A 20,500-nucleotide genomic window follows, 5' to 3' on the forward strand; every position below is an offset into this window, starting at 1 on the left:
AAAATAAAATATTTTATCATTTTTATCAAGATTTTTAAAATTATCCTAAAAATTCTCGTTTGAAGTATTCTTTTGGAGCTTTACACAAAGGACAGGCATTTGGTGCTTTTTTACCACGGTGTATATGCCCACAAACTTCACAAACCCATAATTCTTCTACTTCTGAATTAAAGAAATCTTCTTCTTCAAGCATTTTTTTAAGTGCTAAATATTCTCTTTCATGCTCAATTTCTACTTTACCAATAGCAGTAAATAATCTTGCTATGTTTTTCTTGCCTTCATCTTCTGCAATTTGTGCAAAATTTGGATACATGGTAGTATGCTCGTAATTTTCACCCTCTGCTGCACAGATTAAATTTTTAGCAGTTTCTTCTAAAGCTTTACCATCTACTAATTCATGGTATGCTTTAAATTCAGCTCTTGCATGCCATTTTTCATTTTCTGCAGCTTCTCTAAAATGCTTTGCAATAGCATGCCAACCTTCTTCTTGAGCAATATCTGCAAATAAATCATATTTGTTTCTTGCCATAGATTCACCTGCGAAAGCTTTCATCAAATTTATGGCTGTTAAATCTTTAGTAATGCACTCCATTTCTTGACCGCAGCAACTAAGCTTTCCACCACCTACATTTTGCACTTCTACTTCATTGCCGCATTTTTGGCATTTATAGCTTTCATATTGTCTCATTTAATATCCTTGTGATTAATTTAAGTAAGATTTTGATTGAAAAACTCACCCAAATGTTATTGTAGCATTTGGGTGCTAAAAGATTTTAGTATTTTAAGAAATATTCTTGAATTTTCTTAGGATCACTTGTTTTAGTTAAAGCAAGCATTAATAATACTCTAGCTTTTTGAGGACTCATATCACCTGTATCAATAAAACCAAGTTTTGCATCAGCATCACTTACCGCAACTCTACCAGCTACTACGCGTGAACTTACCGCTACATTAAGACCTTTTTTAAGCAATTCTTTTAATACATCTTTTTGATAATCATGAATACTGCCAGCACCTGTTCCAGCTACAACTATACCTTTAGTTCCATTTTCAAACAAGGCTTTTGCTGCAACACCGCTACCATCATTTGCATAACTATAAAGAATATCTACTTTTGGTAATTCTTTTAGCTTGCTAACATCAAATGGAGATTTTTTAGTGTGTAATTTTGTATTAGTATTGTAGAAGAATGCTTTTCCATCTACTATATAACCCATATCACCCATATCCGGTGAACTAAATGCATTTACATTTAAACTATGAGTTTTCATAACGCCTCTAGCGCTTTGAATTCTATCATTCATAGCCACCATTACACCTTTATTTTTTGCTTGTGGATCTGCTGCTAACGCTACAGCATTGTAAAGATTTTTAGGACCATCTGCACTAATTGCAGTTGATGGGCGCATTGCACCAACTAAAACAACAGGTTTATCGCTTTTTACGGTTAAATTTAGGAAATATGCAGTTTCTTCCATGGTATCAGTACCATGAGTAATCACAACTCCATCTACATCAGATTTTAAAAGCCTATTGACTTCTTTAGCAAGTTTTAGCCAAATTTCATTTGTCATATCTTTACTATCAATATTTGCAATTTGATCCCCGCTAATTACTGCTAAATCTTGAATTTGAGGCACTGCTTTAATCAAAGCATCAACCCCTAAAACACCCGCTGTATAACCTGTTGTAGCTACCGAACTATCAATCGAGCCTGCAATAGTTCCACCTGTAGCTAAAATTGCAACTTTTGGTTTTGCTTCCAAAATTCCTGCTCCTAAACTTAGTGCCATAGCTGCGCACATTAACATTTTTTTCATGTTAGTCCTTTCATTAGAAATGATAAAAATTATAATGCAACTATGTTTAAATAAAAATAAATTATTAATATAAAAAATACTTTAGTAAATATTCATTAATTAAAGCCATAAATTTGCAATTTTTTTTAGTTTTTCCACATCGCTTGAAGCATAAAATTGAATGTTAGCTTCTTCTTGGATTGATGTTAAGTTAAATTCTTGTTGCAATTGCAAAGCTATAGCCTCGCCTGAATGAATAAGTTTTGTATTTTTGCCAAAATACTCTTCCAAAGAATGGGCGATTAAAGGAAAATGCGTGCATGCTAAGATTAAAGCATTAGGATGAAATTTAAGCTTATTAAAATAATACTCAAAAGCAGCTTTTAAAAAATCTCCTTGAAAAATCCCTTCTTCAACCATAGGTACAAAAAGCCCAGTTGTTTTTTCTTCCACTTTTAAAAAACCTTCTTTGATTAAAGCTTGCTTATAAGCGTGAGAATCCACGGTAGCTTGTGTTGCAATAACTAATATATTAGAGTTTTTATCTTCTAAAGAGTTTTTAACCGCTAAAACCCCTGCTTCTATAACTCCAAGAACCGGAAATGGTGCATTTGCTTTTAGAATTTCTAAAGCATGCGCGCTAACTGTATTACACGCAATAATAAGCATATCGACTTTTTTTTCTTTGAAAAACTCTAAAGCTTCTAGGGAAAATTTAATGATAGTTTTTTTATCTTTAACCCCATAAGGTACCCTTGCGGTATCTCCATAGTAAATATATTCTTTAAAAAGTTTTGCTTGAAGTAAAGATTTTAAAACACTAAGCCCACCTACACCGCTATCAAAAACGCCTAGTCTCATCAAAATCCTTAAAAAGAGAAGAAAGTAGAAAATCTACTTTCTTATAAGCCTACTGCACTTAAGGTTTGGTATTTATTCATATAAATTTGAGCTTCAATTTTTCTCATTGTATCAAGCGCTACTTGAACTACGATCAAAACAGAAGTTCCACCAAAATAAAAAGGCACACCAAACAACTTCACAATAAGCCATGGTAATGTAGCTACAAGCCCTAAATAAATAGAACCTGACAAGGTAAGTCTTGATGCTACTTCATTAAGATAATTTGCAGTTCCTTCACCTGGTCTAATACCTGGTATGAAACCGCCTTGTCTTTTAAGATTTTCAGCTATATCTTTTGCATTAAATACAATTGATGCATAAAAATACGCAAAGAAAATAACAAGTAAGAATGTTAAAAAATGAAAGAAAAATCCATTTGGATTTAAAAAGTCATAAATTTTTAACACATACTCATTTGTACTTGTTTGCAAAATAGTGCTTGGAAACATCAAAATCGCACTTGCAAAAATAGGAGGAATTACTCCACTTAAATTTATTTTAATAGGTATGTAATTCATAATGCGTTTGTTTTGATTTTGCATGATTACTTTTCTTGAGTAAGAAATAGGAATTCTTCTTTCTCCAAGCTCTACTACTATAATAGCCCAAATAGTAAGTAAAATTACAACTAAAATAGCAATGATAGTCAAGAAATTCATCTCACCTGTATTTACCAAATTTACTGTTCCACTAATTGCACCTGGAATTGTAGAAACAATACCGCCAAAGATGATCAAAGAAATACCATTTCCTATACCGCGTTGAGTGATTTGCTCACCTATCCACATTAAAAGCATGGTACCTGCAAGCATAGAAATAGCAGAAAGTGCAATAAAAGTATTCATATCAATCATAATAGCTGACTGACCTGCTTTTCCATGAAGACTTTGCAAGCCTATAGAAACGCCTATACTTTGTATCAAAGTGATAGCTATAGTAGCATAACGGATAATTTGCATATATTTTTGCATACCATCGCGTTCTTTTTTCATCTTTCCTATGTTAGGAAAAGTTGCCGCTAAAAGCTCCATAATAATCGAAGCAGTAATATAAGGCATAATGCCTAGAGAGATGATGCTAAGTCTTTCAGCAGCACCCCCACTAAACATATTAAACAAGCCTAATGCATTAGATGCATTAGAATCAAAAAATTCCTTGATAACACTGACATTAACCCCCGGAACTGGAACATAAGCTAATATTCTATAAGCAAATAAAAAAGCTAATGTTATGAGAATTTTATTTGTCAATGCTTTATTCATTATTTTTGTCCGCTAAAAGTGATCTTCTCGTCTTTAATTTTACTAGCAAGATCTTTAGCACTTGCTCCAATAAGCTTAACTTTATTTACATTTTTTGAAAGCTTATGAATACTATTGATTGTTTCAAATGTAATTTCGCTAAGCTCTTTGATTGCTGTGATTTTTTCAACATTAATCACATAAGGTTTTTCAAATTTAGAAGTAAAGCCTACTTTTGGTAAGCGTCTTTGAAGTGGTTGTTGACCCCCTTCAAAACCTCTTTTTTCGTTATAACCTTTTCTAGCAGTTTGGCCTTTTCCACCTTTAGTAGAAGTTTTACCCATACCACTACCTTGACCACGGCCTATTCTTTTGGTTTTATGTGTTGAACCTGGTGCTTTTGTTAAATTCATTGATTATCCTTTAAGCATTGTAAGTGCTTTGATAGTAGCACGCACAACATTTGCTGAATTATTTGAACCTAAAGACTTAGTTAAAATGTCTTTAATACCTGCAAGTTCCACGATAGGACGTGTTGAACCACCTGCAATAACCCCTGTACCTTCGCTTGCTGGTTTAAGTAAAATTCTACTTGCGTTGTATTTTACTTCTACATCATGAGGGATAGTTGAACCTTTTGTTTTAACTTCAACAATGTTTTTAAAAGCATCATCAACTGCTTTTCTGATAGCATCTGGAACTTCTTTAGCTTTTCCATAGCCCACACCAACTAAACCTTTTCTATTTCCAACGATAACTAAAGCAGTAAATCTAAATCTTCTACCACCTTTAACAACCTTAGTAACCCTGCCGATATCGACGATTACTTCTTCAAATTCTTCTCTATTATATTTTTCCATCGATCTTCCTTTTGGGTTATAGTTTGATTCCGTTTTCTCTTAGTGCTTCAGCTAATGCTGCAATAACACCATGGTATAAATAACCATTTCTATCAAACACTGCTTCTTCTATGTTTTTAGCTTTTAAAACTTTTGCAAATTCAGCTGCTATTTTTTTAGCACCTTCTTTATTTGCTTTAACACCAATTTTTCTTCCATCTACTGCTGCTAAAGTTACTGCTTTAACATCATCGATAGCTTGGATATATAAAGTTCTGTTTGATTTAAAAACAGAAACTCTTGGAAGAGCTTGTGTTCCTGAAATTTTTGCTCTAATTCTTTTTTTTCTTTTAATTCTTAAAGATATTTTTCTTTTTAATACATTTGCTCTCATATTCTATCCTTACTTCTTAGATGTCTTACCAGCTTTGCGGATAATACGCTCATCTGAATATTTAACACCTTTTCCTTTGTAAGGCTCAGGTGGTCTAAATTCACGAATTTGAGCAGCAACTTGACCTACCACTTGTTTATCACTACCTTTGATAATAACATTGTTTTTATCAACAGTAATTTCTATGCCTTCTGGAATAGCATAGTTGATAGGATGAGAAAAACCTAAAGCAAGTTCAAGAACTTTACCTTTTAACGCAGCTTTATAACCAACACCGTTGATTTCTAAAGTTTTGCTAAAACCATCAGTTAAACCGATGATGATGTTTTGAGCTAAAGCTCTATAAGTTCCCCAATAAGCTCTACTTTGTCTATCTTCACCTTTAGGAGAGAAAAGAATTTGTCCTTCTTTAATCTCAACATTAACATTTGCTTTTGTATCAAGCTCTTTTGCTAAATTTCCTTTTTTGAATTTTAGCAAGTTACCTTCTAATTTTACTTCTACTCCACTTGGAATAGCAACTGGTTGTTTACCTATACGAGACATTCATTTTTCCTTTTTACTTGTCTACGATATGACTACTTTATAAGAATGGATACCGAATACCATAAAAAGTAGAAACTCTTACCAAATAGTACATAAAACTTCGCCGCCAACGCCTGCTTTATAAGCTTCGTCGTTAGCTAAAACACCTTTTGAAGTGCTTACTACGATAGTACCATAACCGTTTTTAAATCTTTTGATCTCATCTTTACCTTTATAAACACGACGACCAGGTTTAGAAATACGCTTAACTTCGTTAATTACGCTTTTACCTTTTTCATCGTATTTTAAAACTACATTGATGAATTTCTTTTTATCCTCTTCAATAACATTAAAGCTTTCAATATAGCCTTTAGCTTGGAAAATTCCAAGTAAAGCTTCGATAACTTTAGAATGCAAAAGTTGAGTAGTCTCTAATCTTCTCATCCCTGCATTTCTAATTCTTGTTAGTGAATCTGAAATTAAATCATTTATCATGGTTCTTTCCTCTTACCAACTTGCTTTTTTAAGACCAGGAATTAAACCTTCATTTGCCATTTTTCTTAAGCAAACTCTACAAATTCCAAAATCTCTATAAACTGAATGTGGTCTTCCACAAATTTGGCATCTAGTATACCCTCTAACGCTAAATTTAGGTTTGCGGGCAGCTTTTGCAATCATTGATTTTTTAGCCATATTACTTTCCTTTTGCAAATGGCACGCCAAATAATTCTAATAATTTTTGTGCCTCTTTATCTGATTTTGCTGTTGTAACGATAGAAATGTTCATACCATGAGTTCTTAAGATTTTATCATATTCAACTTCTGGGAACATTAACTGCTCATCTAAACCAAAGTTATAGTTTCCTCTTCCATCAAAACCATCTCTTGGAAGACCTCTAAAGTCTTTAACACGAGGAAGAGCTATAGTAATAAGCTTATCTAAGAAAGCATACATATTATCTTTTCTTAATGTTACCATTACACCTACTGGGAAGCCTTCTCTTACTTTAAAACCAGCAACTGATTTTTTAGCTTTTGTGATAACTGCTTTTTGCCCAGCGATCAATGAAATAGTATCTGCAACATTTTGTAATACTTTTTGATCTTTTGCTAATTCCCCAGCACCTACACTGATTACAACTTTTTCAATAAAAGGAACAAGCATAGGATTTTTAATATCAAATTCTTTAACTAAAGCAGGTTTGATATTTTGAGTATATTTTTCTTTCAATCTCATCATCTTATTCTCCTGCCTTTGCTACATTTGAAATATCCATTGGCATTTCTTTATTGATAAAACCGCCATTTGGATTTTTATCACTTGGCTTAACAGCTTTTTTAGCGATTTTACAACCCTCAACAATTACTTTATTTGTCTTAGGAAATACTGCTAAAACTTTACCTGTTTTGCCTTTGTCATCGCCTGCGATAACTTTTACCATATCATTCTTTTTAATTTTTAATTTCATTACAACACCTCCGGTGCTAGTGAAACAATTTTCATAAAGCCACCATATCTTACTTCACGACCTACTGGTCCAAAAATACGCGTTCCGATAGGCTCTCTTTTAGCATCAAGAATAACTGCTGCATTTTCATCAAAACGAATTAAAGAACCATTGTCTCTATGAATTTCTTTTTTAGTTCTAACGATAACTGCTTTTACTACTTGACCTTTTTTAACTTTACCATTTGGTAGGGCTTTTTTTACAGATGCAACGATTACATCACCAACAGTAGCATATCTTCTTTTACTACCACCTAAAACCTTAATACACATTAATTCTTTTGCACCGCTATTATCAGCAACTGCAAGCCTAGTAAAACTTTGAATCATTACTCAACTCCTGCTGATACTATAGTTTTTAAGCGAAATGATTTTCTCTTAGAAAGTGGTCTGCATTCAATAGCAACTACAGTATTTCCCACTTTAAGTTCATTTCTTTCATCATGAATTAAATATTTTTTAAAGCGTTTTACGATTTTTCTGTATTTTGGGTGAACCACTTTTCTTTCAACCAAAATTGTTGCTGTTTTATCTCCAGCAATTTGAACAACAACGCCTTGAATTTCTCTTTTAAATGCCATTTTCTATCCTTATTTTAAAGCGCTAATTGCAGTATTGATTCTAGCGATGTCTTTTTTAACTTCGCTAATCTCTTTAGGATTAGTTAGCTGCATTGTTTTTAGCTTTTGTCTTAAAGTAAATAAAAGCACCTTTTTTTCTTTTAGCATTGTTGCAAGTTCACCTGCTGTTTTATCTTTAATCTCAGTATATTTCATTTTGGCTCTCTCTTGTAACAAACTTAGTTTTAAATGGCAATTTATGCATCGCTAAAGTTAAAGCTTGTCTTGCCATTTCTTCATTAACCCCTGCCATTTCATAAATAATACGACCTGGTTTAATGTTCATTACCCATTCCTCAACTGCACCTTTACCTTTACCCATACGAGTTTCTAAAGGTTTTTTAGTTAGAGGTTTATCTGGGAAAACTCTAATCCAAGTTTTACCTTGTCTTTTTACAAAACGAGTTAAAGCAATACGAGCTGCTTCGATTTGGCGTGAATTGATACGGCCAGCTTCAGTTGCTTTTAGGGCAAAATCACCAAAAGTAAATTCAGTCCCTCTGTTGGCATAACCTCTGTTACGCCCTTTCATCATTTTACGATATTTTGTTCTTTTTGGCATTAACATGATTATTTACCTCTTCTTGCTCTTCTAGTTTTTTTAGCTGGAGCGTTTTCTTCGGTTTTTTCAGGTTGAACACCCTTTTGTAAAACTTCACCTTTGAAGATCCACACTTTAATACCTATATTTCCATAAGTAGTATGTGCTTCTGCAAAACCGTAATCGATTTTTGCTCTTAAAGTGTGAAGTGGAACACGACCTTCTAGGTACCATTCAGTTCTTGCCATTTCAGCACCACCTAAACGGCCTGAAACTGAAACTTTAATCCCTTTAGCACCTGCTTTTTGCGCTCCTTGAATTACTTTTTTCATTGCTCTTCTAAAAGCAATTCTTTTTTCAAGTTGAGTAGCAACACTTTCAGCTGCAAGCTGAGCTGAAGCACCTGCTTTTCTTTCTTCTTTGATATTGATATTAACTTCTTTTTTGATTAAATCTTGAAGTTCTTTTCTTAAAATATCAACATCACTACCTTTTTTACCAATAATAATCCCTGGTCTTGCAGCTACAACAGTTACTCTTAATTTTTTCGCTGTTCTTTCTACAAGAATTTGGCTAATTCCTGCATAATAAAGTTTTCTTTTTAAAAATGTTCTGATTTTATAATCTTCACCAATATTTTCTGCTAAATTAGCTTTTGTAGGAAACCATCTTGATTCCCAATTTCTATTAATTCCTAGTCTTAAACCAATCGGATTTACTTTTTGTCCCATATTAGCTTTCCTTTTTCACTGATGCTTTTTTAGCTTTTGTAGTTTTTTCAGCACTTGCTTCTACTTTACTAACTTCTACCAAAATGTGTGAAGTTGGCTTTCTAATACGACTAGCACTTCCTCTAGCTCTTGGTCTAAATCTTTTTAAAACCGCACCAGCATCAACACGACAACTTGAAACAACAACTTCATTTGCTTCAAATCCGCCATTTGCTACAGCACTTGAAATAGCATTTGCTATAAATTTAGCACCTTTATTTGGCATAAATTTCAAACTAGCTAATGCAAGCTCTGCATTCATACCTTGAACTTCTCTAGCAATCAATCTCGCTTTAGTTGGAGATAATCTTATGAATTTAATTAACGCTCTACTCATAAATCTCCCTTACTTACCTATTTTTTTCTGAACAGAGCCTTTATGACCCTTAAATGTTCTAGTAGGTGCAAATTCACCTAATTTGTAACCGATATGATTTTCAGTAATATATACTGGGATAAAGCTTTTTCCATTATGAACATTAAAAGTTAAACCTATCATATCAGGTATAATAGTGCTGCGTCTTGACCAAGTTTTAATTGGCTTACCATCGTTAGCTTTTTTAGCAGCGATGACTTTTTTCATTACATGGTCATCAACAAAAGGACCTTTTTTTAGTGACCTAGCCATCTTACTTTCCTTTTCTTCTTGAAATTATTAGCTTATCGCTAGCTTTTTTACGGCGAGTTTTAGCACCTTTAGTTGGTTTACCCCATGGAGTAACTGGATGACGGCCTGAATTTTTCTTACCTTCACCCCCACCGTGCGGGTGATCAACTGGGTTCATCGCAGAACCTCTTGTTTGAGGACGAATACCTCTATGGCGGTTTCTTCCTGCTTTACCGATAGTCACATTTGACCATTCTTCATTACCAACTTCACCGATACTTGCCATACATTCAGCTAAAACTTGTCTCATTTCACCGCTTGCAAGTCTTAAGATAACATATTTTTCTTCTTTACCCATTAATTGAGCATAAGCACCCGCTGAACGGATCATTTGTCCGCCTTTGCCCGGTTTTAACTCGATATTGTGTACGATAGTACCCACTGGGATGTTTCTTAATTTCATAGCATTACCTGGTTTAATGTCAAGTCCACTTTCAGCAGCGCAAATAACATCACCAACGCTTAAACCTTTTGGTTGTAAGATATATCTTTTTTCACCATCTCTATAAGAGATTAATGCAATACGACAATTTCTGTATGGATCATACTCGATTGCTTCAACTTTACCTTCAATACCAAATTTTCTTCTTTTAAAATCTATAATTCTGTAAAGTTTTTTAGCACCTGCTTCTTTATGACGGCTTGTGATTCTACCATTATTGTTACGACCTGCATGAGCTGGAAGTTTTACAAGTAATGAACGCACACTAGCTTTTGCTGTGATATCATCAGAGCTTACACCTGTGATGTATCTTCTACTTGGAGTATATGGTTTATAAGTTTTAATTGCCATCTTATGCCTCCGAACTTTCTAAGCTCACACCTTCTGGTAGCTTAACATAGAATTTTTTAAAGCTATTTCTTTGACCTTCACGACCTCTAAAACGCTTTACTTTTCCATCCATTTTTAAAGAATTAATTCTTACTGGAGTTACACCAAAATATTCTCTTAAAACTTCTTTTAAACCATTTTTAGTCATTTTTGGAGAAGTTTGAATAACTACAACACCTTGCTCTTGAAGGTTTAAGCTTTTTTCAGTGTAAAGTATTGTTTTTATATCAGTAATATCTGCCATTTTAACCCTCTTTTACGATAGATTCAAGCGCTGCTTTTTCAATGATAACAGCATTAAATACAGATACTAAATAAGCATTTACTTCGCTAATATCAACTACATAGCAATTTGCTAAGTTTCTAAAAGCAAGAAGTGTTTTTTCATCTAGTAAATCTTTTACAATTAAAGCATCTTTTAAACCAAGCTTTTTAATAACTGCATTTGCATCTTTTGTTTTACCGCTTTCAATGCTTAAACTATCTACTGAGAATAATGCATTGTTTTGTGCTTTATCAGCCAATGCTCTTTCAAGCGCTAAGCGTTTTTGTTTTTTATTAACTTTTTGGAAATAATTACGATTGTTTGTAGGGCCAAATGCTACAGCACCACCAACCCAAACATTCGTTCTTGTTGAACCTGCTCTTGCACCACCACGACCTTTTTGTCTCCATGGTTTTTTACCACCACCGCTTACATCGCTTCTACCTTTAGTATGAGCTGTGTTTGCTCTAAGGCTAGCAAGATAAGATTTTACATATAAATAAAGGTTGTGAGGATTAACTTCTGCATATTTTGCTGGAAGATCGAGTTCACTAGCTTTTTCAAATTTATCATTTAAAACAGTTACTTTACTCATTTTGCAATCCTTATTTTACCCATAGCACCATTAAATCCTGGTACCGCACCTTTTACTACTAAGATGCCATTTTCTTCATCAAATGAAACTACTTCATTTTTAACAGTAACTTTTACATTACCATAATGACCTGCCATTTTCATACCTGGTTGAACACGACCTGGCCATTCGCGGTTACCGATTGATCCGTGGCGTCTGTGGAATCTTGAACCGTGACTTGCAGGACCTCCGGCAAATCCGTGTCTTTTAACAACCCCACTATAACCTCTACCTTTAGAATTAAAGCTTACTTTTAAGATAGAAGCTTCTTTTAAAGGATTAAGATCAATATCACCTGCTTCTGTGTTTGCTACTTCTAAAGAAGCAAATCTATTATATTCAGCTGAAAGATTGTATTTTTTTTGCTGACCCGCAATGCATTTATTATTTGCTTTGCCTTTTACATAAGCAACCAAAGCTTTTCCATTTTCTACTTCACATACTTTAGTTTGAACAAGTTTAAGTAAGGTTACAGGAATGCTTGGTGTGCTGATTGTTCTACTCATACCAATTTTTTCTACAATGTATTCCATATTCTATCCTTATTTACCCATAGCTCTTACTTCAACATTGACCTCTGGAGCCAAGTCAAGCTTAGTGAGTGAATCTACTGTATCTGGAGTAGCTGCTACAATATCAAGCATACGAGCATGAATTCTCATCTCAAATTGTTCGCGTGAATCTTTATTGATGTGTGGAGATTTCAAAACTGTGTATCTTTTGATTTTTGTAGGCATTGGCACTGGACCTCTGATGTCAGCACCTGTTCTTTTAACAGCTTCTACAATTGCTGCAACTGTGCGATCTAGAACTCTGTGGTCATAAGCTTTTAGCTTAAGCCTGATTCTTTCCATATTTTTTCCTTTGTAAAGAACTCGTTAGACCCATAAGAATCTAACCACCATATAAAATGATGTTGAGATTATATAAAAAGAGCCTTTGCTATGTCAAGAAATTTATACATTTTTTTTAATTATTTTCCTTTTAAAAAGGATAAAAATTAAATTTTATAAAATTTACAAGATTTTTTATACATTAAGAAAATCTAAGAAAAAATATAGTATGATTTCAAAATCTAAAGGGGCATTAGCTCAGCTGGGAGAGCACAACGCTGGCAGCGTTGGGGTCAGCGGTTCGAACCCGCTATGCTCCACCATTAATTACAAAGAAATTTATGAAATCACTACAATTTTTTTACGATAATTACCCAAAATTTCAAAAATTTGATGAAAGAAAAATTCAAATTCAAACCCATAAAAACATCATTATAAAAGGTGGTTTTGCAAGTGGTAAGAAAAATTTAATTTTAAATTTTTTATCTTTGTACAAAAGTGAAAATATACTTTTTATTGATTGTGATGATTTAAAATTTCAAGCAAGTGCTTTAATAAATCTAAATTCGTTTTTAACTTATAATCCACAAATTAAATTTTTAGCACTTTGCAACTTTGCTCATGATTTTGACTTTGCTAGTTTAAAACATCTTAACTTGCAAATCATACTAAGCGTTTGTGATAGTAATTTTTGCTTAGATCAGTTTGAAGAACTTCATTTAGACTATTTAGATTTTGAAGAATTTTTAAGCCTAAATAAAAAATATGCTGATACCAAAACCATGGTAAGTTATTTTTTACACACAGGGCGCAATGTGATTTTAAATCACAACTTTAACACAAACTCATCATACCTAAAAAGCTTTTATACCCCATTAGAGCTTACCATACTCAAACAAATCGCCTTAGAACTTGGGAATGAATTTAGCGTTAATGAACTATTAAAAACTCTAAAAAATAGTATAAAAATTTCCAAAGATACCTTATATAAAAGCATAGAAAAACTAGAATCAAACTACACTTTGTATTTTGTAAAAAATCTTGAAAAAAATTTAAAAAAAGTATATTTTTGGGACTTTTCACTAAAAAATTCTCTAAGTATACAAAAAGACTTTAGTGCTTTGTTTGAAAATTTGATTTTAAGCGAGTTATTTAAATTTAAACAAGAAATTTTTTATACTAAGCATTTTGATTTTTACTTACCAAGTCTTAAAAATGCATTTTTATGCTCGCCCTTTAAAGATAAAGATTTACTTAGTTTAAAAGTCAAAAAAATACTTAGTAAAAACCAACTCGCACTTTCAACTATTTATATCATCACGCTTTCACAAAGAGATGAGTTTTTCATAGAAGGGGTGCGTGTGATGATTTTACCTTTTGATGAGTGGGCTTTAGGAAATTAATCTAACTCATCAAGCTTATGTTGATTTATGATAGAAATAATAAGCTTGGTATAATTACTTTTAATCTCTGAATATTTTTCCAAATGACTTGCCGCTTCTTTACCATCAAGTTTTTCATTTTGATTTATAGCATCCCACCGCCAAGCTCTAAATTCCTTATAAGCATCATGACGATTTAAATTTAGCAAGTATGAATCCACACTTTCTTGTAAGCTATCAAATATACGAATTTTATGAGTTTTACCTTCACTTCTTTCTTTTGGAATCAAACCTTTCTCGCCCCAAGTCCATTCTCCAAATAAATTATTTGCTTCTTTAGCAAAACGACTTGTACCAGTTGCGCTTTCAATAATTGCTTGGGCTATGGCTAAAGATTTTGGAACTTTTTGGATACGCAGTTGGTATTCCTTGTGATCGTATAAATTTTTAACGCGATATTTTTCTTTTAAAAACCATAGTTTTTGCACAGCATTAGAATTTAGTTTTCTAAAATTACTCTTTAAAGCTTCCTCAAAAAAAATATCTATAAATTCTTTTTCATTTTCAATTTCTTTGAAAGAAACATCTAACAAAGCATTGATTTTTTTGATAAAAACTTCACGCTTTTCTTTTATACTTAAAGCATAATAATGTTTATCAAAACCTGCTATAAATTCAGCTTTTAAAAATAAAAAACTACTAAGTAAAATTATAATCAGCTTCAAAACAGCACTTTACCTTTCCTCTGAAAAATATTTGATCATCCTCTAATCTAAAATATAAATTTTCTTTGCTTTTTGGCTTTACTAAAATATCATCTTTAACTTTTTGATTTAAATAAGCAAGATAAAAACAAGCTCCCATACCTGTACCACAAGCTAAAGTCTCATCTTCTACCCCGCGTTCATAGGTTCTAACTCTTATAAATTCTTCATTTTCTATTTTAGCAAAATTAACATTTGCGTTATATTTTTTACGCACTTCTTTGCATAAATTTACATCAAATTCATTTAAATCATCAACAAAAGTCACCATATGTGGCACACCTGTATTACATCCTTGCCAAATTCTATCTTTATGTTTAAAAGCTTCTTTAATATCCTTCACTCCACTTAATTTAATCTCTACCATGTCATCATCAACAAATGATTTTATAAGTCCTGCTCCAGTTAAAAAATTTAAATATTGTGATTTTTTTAGATAATGATGAGCAAAATGAGCTGCTGCACGCGATCCATTACCGCACATATTTGCTTTACTGCCATCGCAATTATAAAATTCCCATTCAAAATCATATCTATCATGAGGCACAACTACTATAAGCCCATCAGCACCTATGCCCTCATAACGATTACAAAGAATTCTAGCTAACTCGCTACGATCTTTTTTTTCACCATCTGCAAATACTACAAAATCATTTCCGCTTGCACAATATTTATAAAATTTCATTTTTAACCTTTAAAGTATGTTTTAAAAAATTTAGCACATTTTCTTCAAATTTTTCATAACTTGAAATATTTTTTATCACAAAATCTGCTTTTTTTAGTTTTTCTTCTATATCAAGTTGCAAATTAATTCTTTTTAAGGCTTCATTTTCATCTAAATTATCTCTTTGTATTAATCTTTTTAATAAAATTTCTTTTGGAGCATAAATCAATATACTTTTTCCTAGATCTTGATAATGATTATTTTCAAAAAATAAAGGTAATTCTATAAAAAAAGCCTTATTTTTTTTATCTAAAATTAGTGCTTTTTGTAAAATTTCTTCTTTGATTTTAGGATGTAAAAAACCTTCTAACTTTTTTTTGGCGTTTAAATCATTAAATACAATAGCACCAAGCTTTTTTCTATCTATTTTTCCTGCTATGATTAAATCATTATTATCAAAAAGTTTAGCTATGGAATTAGCATTTTCATTTAAAAGCTCATGAGCTATCACATCTGCACTTAAAGTATCAAAACCCAAATTTTGAACTATTTTTATAAAGCTTGACTTTCCACCTGCTATACTTGAAGTCACAAAATAAGCATTTTGCATAATTTAACCTTAAAATATTTTTAGTTAAAATACCTTTTAAATTCTTAAAGGAAGATAAATGAATATAAGCTATGAAGATGCGGGCGTAAGTATAGATAATGGTAATACTTTTGTAGAAGCAATCAAGCCTTTAGTAAAAGAAACTTTTAATGAAAATGTTTTAGGTGGCATAGGTTCTTTTTCAGGTGCTTTTGCCATGCCAAGTGGTTTTAAAAATCCTGTTATGCTAGCAGCAACAGATGGGGTAGGCACAAAGTTGCGTCTTGCTATTGATAGTCAAAAATTTGACACAATAGGCGAAGATTTAGTAGCAATGTGCGTGAATGATTTAATTTGCAATTTTGCTACGCCTTTGTTTTTTCTAGACTATTATGCAAGTGCAAAGTTAGATGTAGAAGTAGCTAAAAAGGTTGTAGCAGGGATTGCTAATGGTTGTAAAAAAGCAAATTGTGCCTTAATAGGCGGAGAAACTGCTGAAATGCCTGGAATGTATCATAACAATGACTTTGACTTAGCAGGTTTTTCAGTGGGCATGGCTGAAAAAGATGAAATAGATAGAAGAAATTTTGTAAAAAATGGAGATATTTTACTAGCTTTGCCTAGTAGTGGGCTTCATTCTAATGGATATTCTTTAGCTAGAAAAGTATTATTTGAAGCACAAAAGCTTAAATTTGATGATAAAGTAGATGGTAAAAATTTAATCGATATTTTACTTGAACCTACAAGAATTTATGTAAAAGACTTTTTAAAATTAAAACCTTTCATCAATGCACTAGCTCATATAACAGGTGGTGGTTTAGTAGAAAATTTACCTAGAGTTTTTCCAAGAGGAATAGGTGCTATTATTAGAAAACATCATCTAAAAACTCCTGAAATTTTTTATCAAATAGGCCAAAGCGTAGAAGAAGCTGAAATGTATAGAAGCTTTAACATGGGTGTGGGCTTAGTTATGGTGGTAGATCCATCTAATGTAGGAAAAGTTTTAGAGAACTCAGATGCTTATGTAATAGGCGAAGTTGTGCTAAATGAAGGGGTTGTTTTAGAGTAATTAACTCTCTAGAGTTTGCTAATAAATCACATTGAGCTTAAAAATAAGCTTAATGTGATAGAGTGTATTTAATAAGGAGTTTATTGTTTTTAAATTATTTATAATACTAAAAACTTTTATAGTTTTTATATTCAACATTGGCACATTCTTAACTTTATTGTACCAATTGTGCTTTTTTTAAATTTTTATTTTGTCATTTTATAATCTGTTTTAAGCAAACTCTGGGCAATTAATTAAACACTAAGCCTTAAAAGGCTTAGTTAATCATTATTAAAATATAAAGTCAAACTGTAAAAATCCCGTATGCGAATGAGAATTATTTGCAAAAGTTCCATTATAATTAAATGACATTTCTAAATCTTCTGCCAAAGAAAAAATCAAAGACGCACTTGCATATTGATAAGTTCTTGGCAAATCTAAGGTTTCACTTGCTTTTAAGTTTGCAAAATTTACTCTTGATTCTACTTCAGGATTAAAATTAATTCTTGCACCTGCTTCAAATGAAGTGCTAATTTGTGGATGCCATTTATTAAGCCATTTAAGAGATGCCGTACTTGAAAATAGATTTAATTCACTCTTATAATATCTTTCATGATTTAATGCTCCATCTCCATGCATGCTGAAAGCTTTTGTGAAACCACCTTCATAGTTTAAAGACACCTCAGGAGTAATTATATTATCTGCCCCATCTAAATAAAAATTCATACCAGTTCCAATACTTGCTCCATAACCATAGGTATCTGTATTACCATTAGCCTCTCTTTTTCCTTTATCAACAAATTTTTGCACATCATTTTTGGTATATGCCGCTTTGGTATGGAATTTAAAAAAGGCTTCTTTTATCTCATCTTCTAATAAAATATTAGAATACTTCAAACCAGCATACACTGTTTGCATTTTTAAAGAAAAGTAATCTTTAGTATCCATATTAGCTTCTTCAGTTCCTACATAAGCTCCTAGCATACCTATATCTTTTAAGGTATGAAAACCTGCTACTATACCTTTAGTATTTCCTTTAGAATAATCATTTGTTCCTAAAAGCTTAATGCTATTAGATGAAAAATAAGGCAATATAAAGCCGTGATAATGCTCATCTGCATCAAAACCTACTAAGTCTTTATTTGTTTTATGATTATTGTGTATTCTTGCATGTTTGTAAGCCATTCTTGATGCATCATCTAAAACAGTATCAAGGAAGAATGATCTCATCATATAAGTGTTAATTATTGTTTGAGCCATAACAGAACCCACACCAGCACTTACATCTGCTAAGGTTTTATAAGTTCCTGAAATTGGATCATATACTAGATTTAATAAATCATTGTTTGAGCCAACATTACCTACTCCTATGTTACCACCACTACCAGTATTATTAACTATATTGTCAGGATTGATAGGTTTGCTTGCATCAAAATTTGGATCTGAAGTATCTACTGTGATATTATCTATATTTGTAGAACCACTTCCATTTCCACCTACATTAATAGCTCCATCAAAGCTACCATCTTCATTTGGTTTTACTATCCAATCTCCTACATTTACATTACCATTACCATTATTAGTAATGTGATTACCATCTTTATCAGGTTTAACTGTACCTTGGTTATCTATATTAACATCATTATTACCATTATTAACTATACCACCGCCGATATTACCATTGGAACCATTTGAAATAGAAGTATTACCACCACCACTACCTACAGTGATAGAACCTCCCAAATCTCCATCATTTTTGATTTCTAAATCACCGTTGTTATTCTCAATAGAACCGCTGATAGAACCACTATTGTTAATTGAGCCTAAATTACCATTGTTTGTAATATTTCCACCTATACTACCATGACCACTATTGATAATCTTATCTACAGAAGAATCTTTACCTATAGATACATCCCCTGTAATTTTTCCATAATCATCATTAATGATATTACCTACTTTTGAGCCATTATCAACGCTAACATCACTGCTAATAAGCCCATTACCAGAATTAGAAATATTAGTAACTTCGCTATTATTATCAACTTTAATACCACCAGTAATCTCTCCTTGCCCAGCATTGATGATGCTTCCAACTATACTTCCATTATCAACGCTAACATCTCCTGAAATTTTACCAGTAGAAACTCCATTATTATAAAAAGAACTTGCCAAAGCACCATTGATAATATTCTCAACTTTAGAGTGATTATCTACTTTTACACTACCGCTAATCTCTCCACTTCCAGCATTGATGATACTATCTATCTGTCCTTTATCATTAACCTCTATAGAACCCTCTATTTTACCATTATCTTGATTTATTATACCACCTACTATAGAAGAGCCTTCTCCATCCACTTTTATAGTTCCGGTAATCTTAGCATTATCTTTATTTAAAATACCAGTAACCACACCGCCACTACTGATTAAAATAGATCCGCCTATATTAGCACTATCAGCATTTATAATACCAAATCCATTCTCACCACCTGAGATCATACCTTTCTCTTTAACCTCTATAGTTCCTTTTAAAGCAGATCCTCTGCTTAAATAAATTCCAGCAATTCCACCATGTATTGCAGAATTTTCTCCAGCTATAGTTGTGTTTTTATTTAAATATGCGTGATCAAAATACATCCCATAACTACCACCATATATCATGCCACCATTTTTTATAGATATATCGCTTGTAGTAGAACCCGCACTTAAGAAAACACCACTTTCTCCTCCATAAATGCTACCATTATCAACATATAAATCTCCTAATTTTTGCCATTGATTTATATGTATACCACTTTTTTTAGCTATTATTTTTCCACCATCTTTTATTTCTACTGTTCCATATTTTCCATAAGATACATTAAGTCCATAACTGGCAGATTCAATTGTACCGGTATTAACTATAGATTCAATAGTAGCACCTTGTTCTATTTTAACGCCACCTGATAAATCTCCTGATCCCGTAGATTTAATATATCCATCATTTATAATTGTACCTATATTTCCATAAGCATATATACCAGTTGTTCCTTGTATAGATCCAGAATTGTTAATCGTATTAATTGAAGATCCCTTATCAACATGTATGCCAGAATCATACCAACCACTATTAACACTATTTCCAATTATGGTACCTGTATTATTAAGCGTTTCTAATTTACCTCCTTTATCAACTTTTATACCATTAGAACCACCTTTTATAATCCCGCTGTTTTCTAAATTTTTTAAAGTAGTACTATCAGATGTTACACTAACACCAGACTTAGAGCCTTCAATTAAACCTGTATTAGTGATTTTATATACAGTAGATTTTCCCCATATCTCTATACCATGATTATTACCATTAGCTGTACTTTTTATTGTACCAGCATTATTAATGGTTACATTAGTAGCACTATTCATAATTTCTACGGCATGTTTATTTGAGTTTGTAACACTACCTTTATCTGTAATAGTTAAAGTACCACCATCACTTCCATTTATGGTTACTATTCCTGTTTGTTTATCATTTATGGTACACTCTGTACCGCTACTACATCCACCACCACTAATATTTTTTGAATTTTTTACTTGTTTGGTTTTAGTGTTTTTAACACTACTATTAGAATTTTGGTCATTTATAGTTACTATACTAGCATTGGTACAGGTTGCCAAAAAAGATATAGTCGCTAAAGATAAGA

General features: G+C 32.2%; 30 protein-coding genes and 1 tRNA gene. 3 read left to right on the plus strand and 28 right to left on the minus strand.

Annotated features, from left to right (window positions below; genetic code table 11):
• Positions 1-40: 40 nt before the first annotated feature.
• The 24 genes from L8X27_RS03145 to rpsJ all read right to left on the minus strand — a co-directional run bounded on the left by L8X27_RS03145 (position 41) and on the right by rpsJ (position 12,391).
• A complete protein-coding gene (locus L8X27_RS03145) occupies positions 41-688 on the minus strand; it encodes a ferritin family protein (RefSeq protein ID WP_220567003.1) in 648 nt (215 codons plus the stop codon).
• A gap of 85 nt (positions 689-773) precedes the next feature.
• Positions 774-1,805 carry a type II asparaginase gene (locus tag L8X27_RS03150; RefSeq protein WP_257928322.1) on the minus strand — a complete coding sequence of 344 codons (1,032 nt, stop codon included), beginning with the start codon at positions 1,803-1,805 and terminating at the stop codon, positions 774-776.
• 114 nt (positions 1,806-1,919) lie between these two features.
• Positions 1,920-2,660 carry a glutamate racemase gene (gene murI, locus L8X27_RS03155; RefSeq protein ID WP_263671430.1) on the minus strand — a complete coding sequence of 247 codons (741 nt, stop codon included), beginning with the start codon at positions 2,658-2,660 and terminating at the stop codon, positions 1,920-1,922.
• Positions 2,661-2,701: 41 nt separating this feature from the next.
• The gene (gene secY, locus L8X27_RS03160; RefSeq protein ID WP_133319135.1) at positions 2,702-3,964 is read right to left on the minus strand and encodes a preprotein translocase subunit SecY; all 1,263 of its coding nucleotides are present in this window, start codon (positions 3,962-3,964) and stop codon (positions 2,702-2,704) included.
• On the minus strand, positions 3,964-4,356 hold the full coding sequence (gene rplO / locus L8X27_RS03165) for a 50S ribosomal protein L15 (protein WP_039617163.1): 393 nt from the start codon (positions 4,354-4,356) through the stop codon (positions 3,964-3,966). The genes secY and rplO overlap by 1 nt, the downstream gene beginning before the upstream one ends.
• A gap of 3 nt (positions 4,357-4,359) precedes the next feature.
• Positions 4,360-4,803 (minus strand): 30S ribosomal protein S5, encoded by a 444-nt coding sequence (rpsE, locus tag L8X27_RS03170; RefSeq protein WP_039617161.1) that lies wholly within the window; start codon positions 4,801-4,803, stop codon positions 4,360-4,362.
• Positions 4,804-4,819: 16 nt separating this feature from the next.
• Positions 4,820-5,176, minus strand: a complete 357-nt coding sequence (rplR, locus tag L8X27_RS03175; protein WP_039617157.1) for a 50S ribosomal protein L18 — start codon at positions 5,174-5,176, stop codon at positions 4,820-4,822.
• Positions 5,177-5,185: 9 nt separating this feature from the next.
• The gene (gene rplF, locus L8X27_RS03180) at positions 5,186-5,722 is read right to left on the minus strand and encodes a 50S ribosomal protein L6 (protein ID WP_039617154.1); all 537 of its coding nucleotides are present in this window, start codon (positions 5,720-5,722) and stop codon (positions 5,186-5,188) included.
• A 78-nt stretch (positions 5,723-5,800) separates the two neighbouring features.
• Positions 5,801-6,196, minus strand: a complete 396-nt coding sequence (gene rpsH / locus L8X27_RS03185) for a 30S ribosomal protein S8 (RefSeq protein ID WP_039617152.1) — start codon at positions 6,194-6,196, stop codon at positions 5,801-5,803.
• Positions 6,197-6,208: 12 nt separating this feature from the next.
• Positions 6,209-6,394, minus strand: coding sequence for a type Z 30S ribosomal protein S14 (locus L8X27_RS03190; protein ID WP_012660824.1), 186 nt, complete (start codon positions 6,392-6,394; stop codon positions 6,209-6,211).
• A gap of 1 nt (position 6,395) precedes the next feature.
• On the minus strand, positions 6,396-6,941 hold the full coding sequence (gene rplE, locus L8X27_RS03195) for a 50S ribosomal protein L5 (RefSeq protein WP_133319134.1): 546 nt from the start codon (positions 6,939-6,941) through the stop codon (positions 6,396-6,398).
• 1 nt (position 6,942) lies between these two features.
• Positions 6,943-7,170, minus strand: a complete 228-nt coding sequence (gene rplX / locus L8X27_RS03200; protein ID WP_012660822.1) for a 50S ribosomal protein L24 — start codon at positions 7,168-7,170, stop codon at positions 6,943-6,945.
• Complete coding sequence (gene rplN / locus L8X27_RS03205) at positions 7,170-7,538, minus strand: 50S ribosomal protein L14 (RefSeq protein WP_012660821.1); 369 nt, start codon at positions 7,536-7,538, stop codon at positions 7,170-7,172. Before rplN ends, rplX begins: the two co-directional genes overlap by 1 nt.
• Positions 7,538-7,789, minus strand: a complete 252-nt coding sequence (rpsQ, locus tag L8X27_RS03210; protein ID WP_039617148.1) for a 30S ribosomal protein S17 — start codon at positions 7,787-7,789, stop codon at positions 7,538-7,540. The genes rplN and rpsQ overlap by 1 nt, the downstream gene beginning before the upstream one ends.
• Before the next feature lie 9 nt (positions 7,790-7,798).
• Positions 7,799-7,984 carry a 50S ribosomal protein L29 gene (gene rpmC / locus L8X27_RS03215; RefSeq protein ID WP_012660819.1) on the minus strand — a complete coding sequence of 62 codons (186 nt, stop codon included), beginning with the start codon at positions 7,982-7,984 and terminating at the stop codon, positions 7,799-7,801.
• Complete coding sequence (gene rplP / locus L8X27_RS03220) at positions 7,971-8,396, minus strand: 50S ribosomal protein L16 (RefSeq protein ID WP_012660818.1); 426 nt, start codon at positions 8,394-8,396, stop codon at positions 7,971-7,973. The genes rpmC and rplP overlap by 14 nt, the downstream gene beginning before the upstream one ends.
• 2 nt (positions 8,397-8,398) lie before the next feature.
• Positions 8,399-9,100 carry a 30S ribosomal protein S3 gene (gene rpsC / locus L8X27_RS03225; protein WP_039617145.1) on the minus strand — a complete coding sequence of 234 codons (702 nt, stop codon included), beginning with the start codon at positions 9,098-9,100 and terminating at the stop codon, positions 8,399-8,401.
• Between the two features lies 1 nt (position 9,101).
• Positions 9,102-9,476, minus strand: coding sequence for a 50S ribosomal protein L22 (gene rplV / locus L8X27_RS03230; protein ID WP_039617143.1), 375 nt, complete (start codon positions 9,474-9,476; stop codon positions 9,102-9,104).
• A 9-nt stretch (positions 9,477-9,485) separates the two neighbouring features.
• Positions 9,486-9,767, minus strand: a complete 282-nt coding sequence (gene rpsS / locus L8X27_RS03235) for a 30S ribosomal protein S19 (protein ID WP_039664929.1) — start codon at positions 9,765-9,767, stop codon at positions 9,486-9,488.
• Between the two features lies 1 nt (position 9,768).
• On the minus strand, positions 9,769-10,599 hold the full coding sequence (rplB, locus tag L8X27_RS03240) for a 50S ribosomal protein L2 (RefSeq protein ID WP_039625087.1): 831 nt from the start codon (positions 10,597-10,599) through the stop codon (positions 9,769-9,771).
• Between the two features lies 1 nt (position 10,600).
• Entirely contained in the window at positions 10,601-10,882 is a 282-nt protein-coding gene (locus L8X27_RS03245; RefSeq protein WP_039617139.1) for a 50S ribosomal protein L23, read from the minus strand.
• Between the two features lies 1 nt (position 10,883).
• A complete protein-coding gene (gene rplD / locus L8X27_RS03250; protein ID WP_039617137.1) occupies positions 10,884-11,498 on the minus strand; it encodes a 50S ribosomal protein L4 in 615 nt (204 codons plus the stop codon).
• The gene (gene rplC, locus L8X27_RS03255; protein ID WP_012660811.1) at positions 11,495-12,070 is read right to left on the minus strand and encodes a 50S ribosomal protein L3; all 576 of its coding nucleotides are present in this window, start codon (positions 12,068-12,070) and stop codon (positions 11,495-11,497) included. Before rplC ends, rplD begins: the two co-directional genes overlap by 4 nt.
• A 9-nt stretch (positions 12,071-12,079) precedes the next feature.
• Positions 12,080-12,391, minus strand: a complete 312-nt coding sequence (gene rpsJ / locus L8X27_RS03260; RefSeq protein ID WP_012660810.1) for a 30S ribosomal protein S10 — start codon at positions 12,389-12,391, stop codon at positions 12,080-12,082.
• 226 nt (positions 12,392-12,617) lie between these two features.
• Here rpsJ and L8X27_RS03265 point away from each other — a divergent pair.
• Positions 12,618-12,693: transfer RNA gene (locus L8X27_RS03265), tRNA-Ala, on the plus strand.
• A gap of 18 nt (positions 12,694-12,711) precedes the next feature.
• Positions 12,712-13,773 carry an ATP-binding protein gene (locus L8X27_RS03270; RefSeq protein WP_263660384.1) on the plus strand — a complete coding sequence of 354 codons (1,062 nt, stop codon included), beginning with the start codon at positions 12,712-12,714 and terminating at the stop codon, positions 13,771-13,773.
• On the opposite strand, the gene L8X27_RS03275 is transcribed toward L8X27_RS03270, so the two are convergent.
• The 3 genes from L8X27_RS03275 to coaE are packed head-to-tail and all read right to left on the minus strand — an operon-like array spanning position 13,770 to position 15,790.
• Positions 13,770-14,477 (minus strand): glucosaminidase domain-containing protein, encoded by a 708-nt coding sequence (locus L8X27_RS03275; RefSeq protein WP_263662697.1) that lies wholly within the window; start codon positions 14,475-14,477, stop codon positions 13,770-13,772. The genes L8X27_RS03270 and L8X27_RS03275 overlap by 4 nt on opposite strands.
• The gene (gene dapF, locus L8X27_RS03280; protein WP_133319131.1) at positions 14,452-15,201 is read right to left on the minus strand and encodes a diaminopimelate epimerase; all 750 of its coding nucleotides are present in this window, start codon (positions 15,199-15,201) and stop codon (positions 14,452-14,454) included. The genes L8X27_RS03275 and dapF overlap by 26 nt, the downstream gene beginning before the upstream one ends.
• Entirely contained in the window at positions 15,188-15,790 is a 603-nt protein-coding gene (gene coaE / locus L8X27_RS03285) for a dephospho-CoA kinase (protein WP_263666455.1), read from the minus strand. The genes dapF and coaE overlap by 14 nt, the downstream gene beginning before the upstream one ends.
• Positions 15,791-15,848: 58 nt before the next feature.
• Here coaE and purM point away from each other — a divergent pair, with 58 nt between their 5' ends.
• On the plus strand, positions 15,849-16,838 hold the full coding sequence (gene purM, locus L8X27_RS03290; RefSeq protein ID WP_263681034.1) for a phosphoribosylformylglycinamidine cyclo-ligase: 990 nt from the start codon (positions 15,849-15,851) through the stop codon (positions 16,836-16,838).
• 270 nt (positions 16,839-17,108) lie between these two features.
• Here the strand turns inward: purM and L8X27_RS03295 are convergent, their stop codons facing one another.
• Positions 17,109-20,474 (minus strand): hypothetical protein, encoded by a 3,366-nt coding sequence (locus L8X27_RS03295; protein ID WP_263681035.1) that lies wholly within the window; start codon positions 20,472-20,474, stop codon positions 17,109-17,111.
• Positions 20,475-20,500: the final 26 nt, after the last annotated feature.

It is taken from the genome of Campylobacter sp. CNRCH_2015_1657 (assembly GCF_025772685.1).
GTDB classification, from domain to species: domain Bacteria; phylum Campylobacterota; class Campylobacteria; order Campylobacterales; family Campylobacteraceae; genus Campylobacter_D; species Campylobacter_D lari_D.

Excerpts from the sequence above, each read along its gene's own strand:
- coaE (WP_263666455.1), bottom strand. The coding sequence starts at position 15,790 with ATGCAAAATGCTTATTTTGTGACTTCAAGTATAGCAGGTGGAAAGTCA.
- L8X27_RS03190 (WP_012660824.1), bottom strand. The coding sequence starts at position 6,394 with ATGGCTAAAAAATCAATGATTGCAAAAGCTGCCCGCAAACCTAAATTT.
- rplN (WP_012660821.1), bottom strand. The coding sequence starts at position 7,538 with ATGATTCAAAGTTTTACTAGGCTTGCAGTTGCTGATAATAGCGGTGCA.
- rpsC (WP_039617145.1), bottom strand. The coding sequence starts at position 9,100 with ATGGGACAAAAAGTAAATCCGATTGGTTTAAGACTAGGAATTAATAGA.
- rplV (WP_039617143.1), bottom strand. The coding sequence starts at position 9,476 with ATGAGTAGAGCGTTAATTAAATTCATAAGATTATCTCCAACTAAAGCG.
- rplR (WP_039617157.1), bottom strand. The coding sequence starts at position 5,176 with ATGAGAGCAAATGTATTAAAAAGAAAAATATCTTTAAGAATTAAAAGA.
- L8X27_RS03270 (WP_263660384.1), top strand. The coding sequence starts at position 12,712 with ATGAAATCACTACAATTTTTTTACGATAATTACCCAAAATTTCAAAAA.
- rplO (WP_039617163.1), bottom strand. The coding sequence starts at position 4,356 with ATGAATTTAACAAAAGCACCAGGTTCAACACATAAAACCAAAAGAATA.
- L8X27_RS03245 (WP_039617139.1), bottom strand. The coding sequence starts at position 10,882 with ATGGCAGATATTACTGATATAAAAACAATACTTTACACTGAAAAAAGC.
- rpmC (WP_012660819.1), bottom strand. The coding sequence starts at position 7,984 with ATGAAATATACTGAGATTAAAGATAAAACAGCAGGTGAACTTGCAACA.
- dapF (WP_133319131.1), bottom strand. The coding sequence starts at position 15,201 with ATGAAATTTTATAAATATTGTGCAAGCGGAAATGATTTTGTAGTATTT.
- rpsS (WP_039664929.1), bottom strand. The coding sequence starts at position 9,767 with ATGGCTAGGTCACTAAAAAAAGGTCCTTTTGTTGATGACCATGTAATG.
- rpsJ (WP_012660810.1), bottom strand. The coding sequence starts at position 12,391 with ATGGAAAGAATCAGGCTTAAGCTAAAAGCTTATGACCACAGAGTTCTA.
- rplB (WP_039625087.1), bottom strand. The coding sequence starts at position 10,599 with ATGGCAATTAAAACTTATAAACCATATACTCCAAGTAGAAGATACATC.
- rplC (WP_012660811.1), bottom strand. The coding sequence starts at position 12,070 with ATGGAATACATTGTAGAAAAAATTGGTATGAGTAGAACAATCAGCACA.
- rplD (WP_039617137.1), bottom strand. The coding sequence starts at position 11,498 with ATGAGTAAAGTAACTGTTTTAAATGATAAATTTGAAAAAGCTAGTGAA.
- purM (WP_263681034.1), top strand. The coding sequence starts at position 15,849 with ATGAATATAAGCTATGAAGATGCGGGCGTAAGTATAGATAATGGTAAT.
- rpsH (WP_039617152.1), bottom strand. The coding sequence starts at position 6,196 with ATGATAAATGATTTAATTTCAGATTCACTAACAAGAATTAGAAATGCA.
- rplP (WP_012660818.1), bottom strand. The coding sequence starts at position 8,396 with ATGTTAATGCCAAAAAGAACAAAATATCGTAAAATGATGAAAGGGCGT.
- rplE (WP_133319134.1), bottom strand. The coding sequence starts at position 6,941 with ATGATGAGATTGAAAGAAAAATATACTCAAAATATCAAACCTGCTTTA.
- rplF (WP_039617154.1), bottom strand. The coding sequence starts at position 5,722 with ATGTCTCGTATAGGTAAACAACCAGTTGCTATTCCAAGTGGAGTAGAA.
- rplX (WP_012660822.1), bottom strand. The coding sequence starts at position 7,170 with ATGAAATTAAAAATTAAAAAGAATGATATGGTAAAAGTTATCGCAGGC.
- rpsQ (WP_039617148.1), bottom strand. The coding sequence starts at position 7,789 with ATGGCATTTAAAAGAGAAATTCAAGGCGTTGTTGTTCAAATTGCTGGA.
- L8X27_RS03145 (WP_220567003.1), bottom strand. The coding sequence starts at position 688 with ATGAGACAATATGAAAGCTATAAATGCCAAAAATGCGGCAATGAAGTA.
- rpsE (WP_039617161.1), bottom strand. The coding sequence starts at position 4,803 with ATGGAAAAATATAATAGAGAAGAATTTGAAGAAGTAATCGTCGATATC.
- murI (WP_263671430.1), bottom strand. The coding sequence starts at position 2,660 with ATGAGACTAGGCGTTTTTGATAGCGGTGTAGGTGGGCTTAGTGTTTTA.
- L8X27_RS03150 (WP_257928322.1), bottom strand. The coding sequence starts at position 1,805 with ATGTGCGCAGCTATGGCACTAAGTTTAGGAGCAGGAATTTTGGAAGCA.
- secY (WP_133319135.1), bottom strand. The coding sequence starts at position 3,964 with ATGAATAAAGCATTGACAAATAAAATTCTCATAACATTAGCTTTTTTA.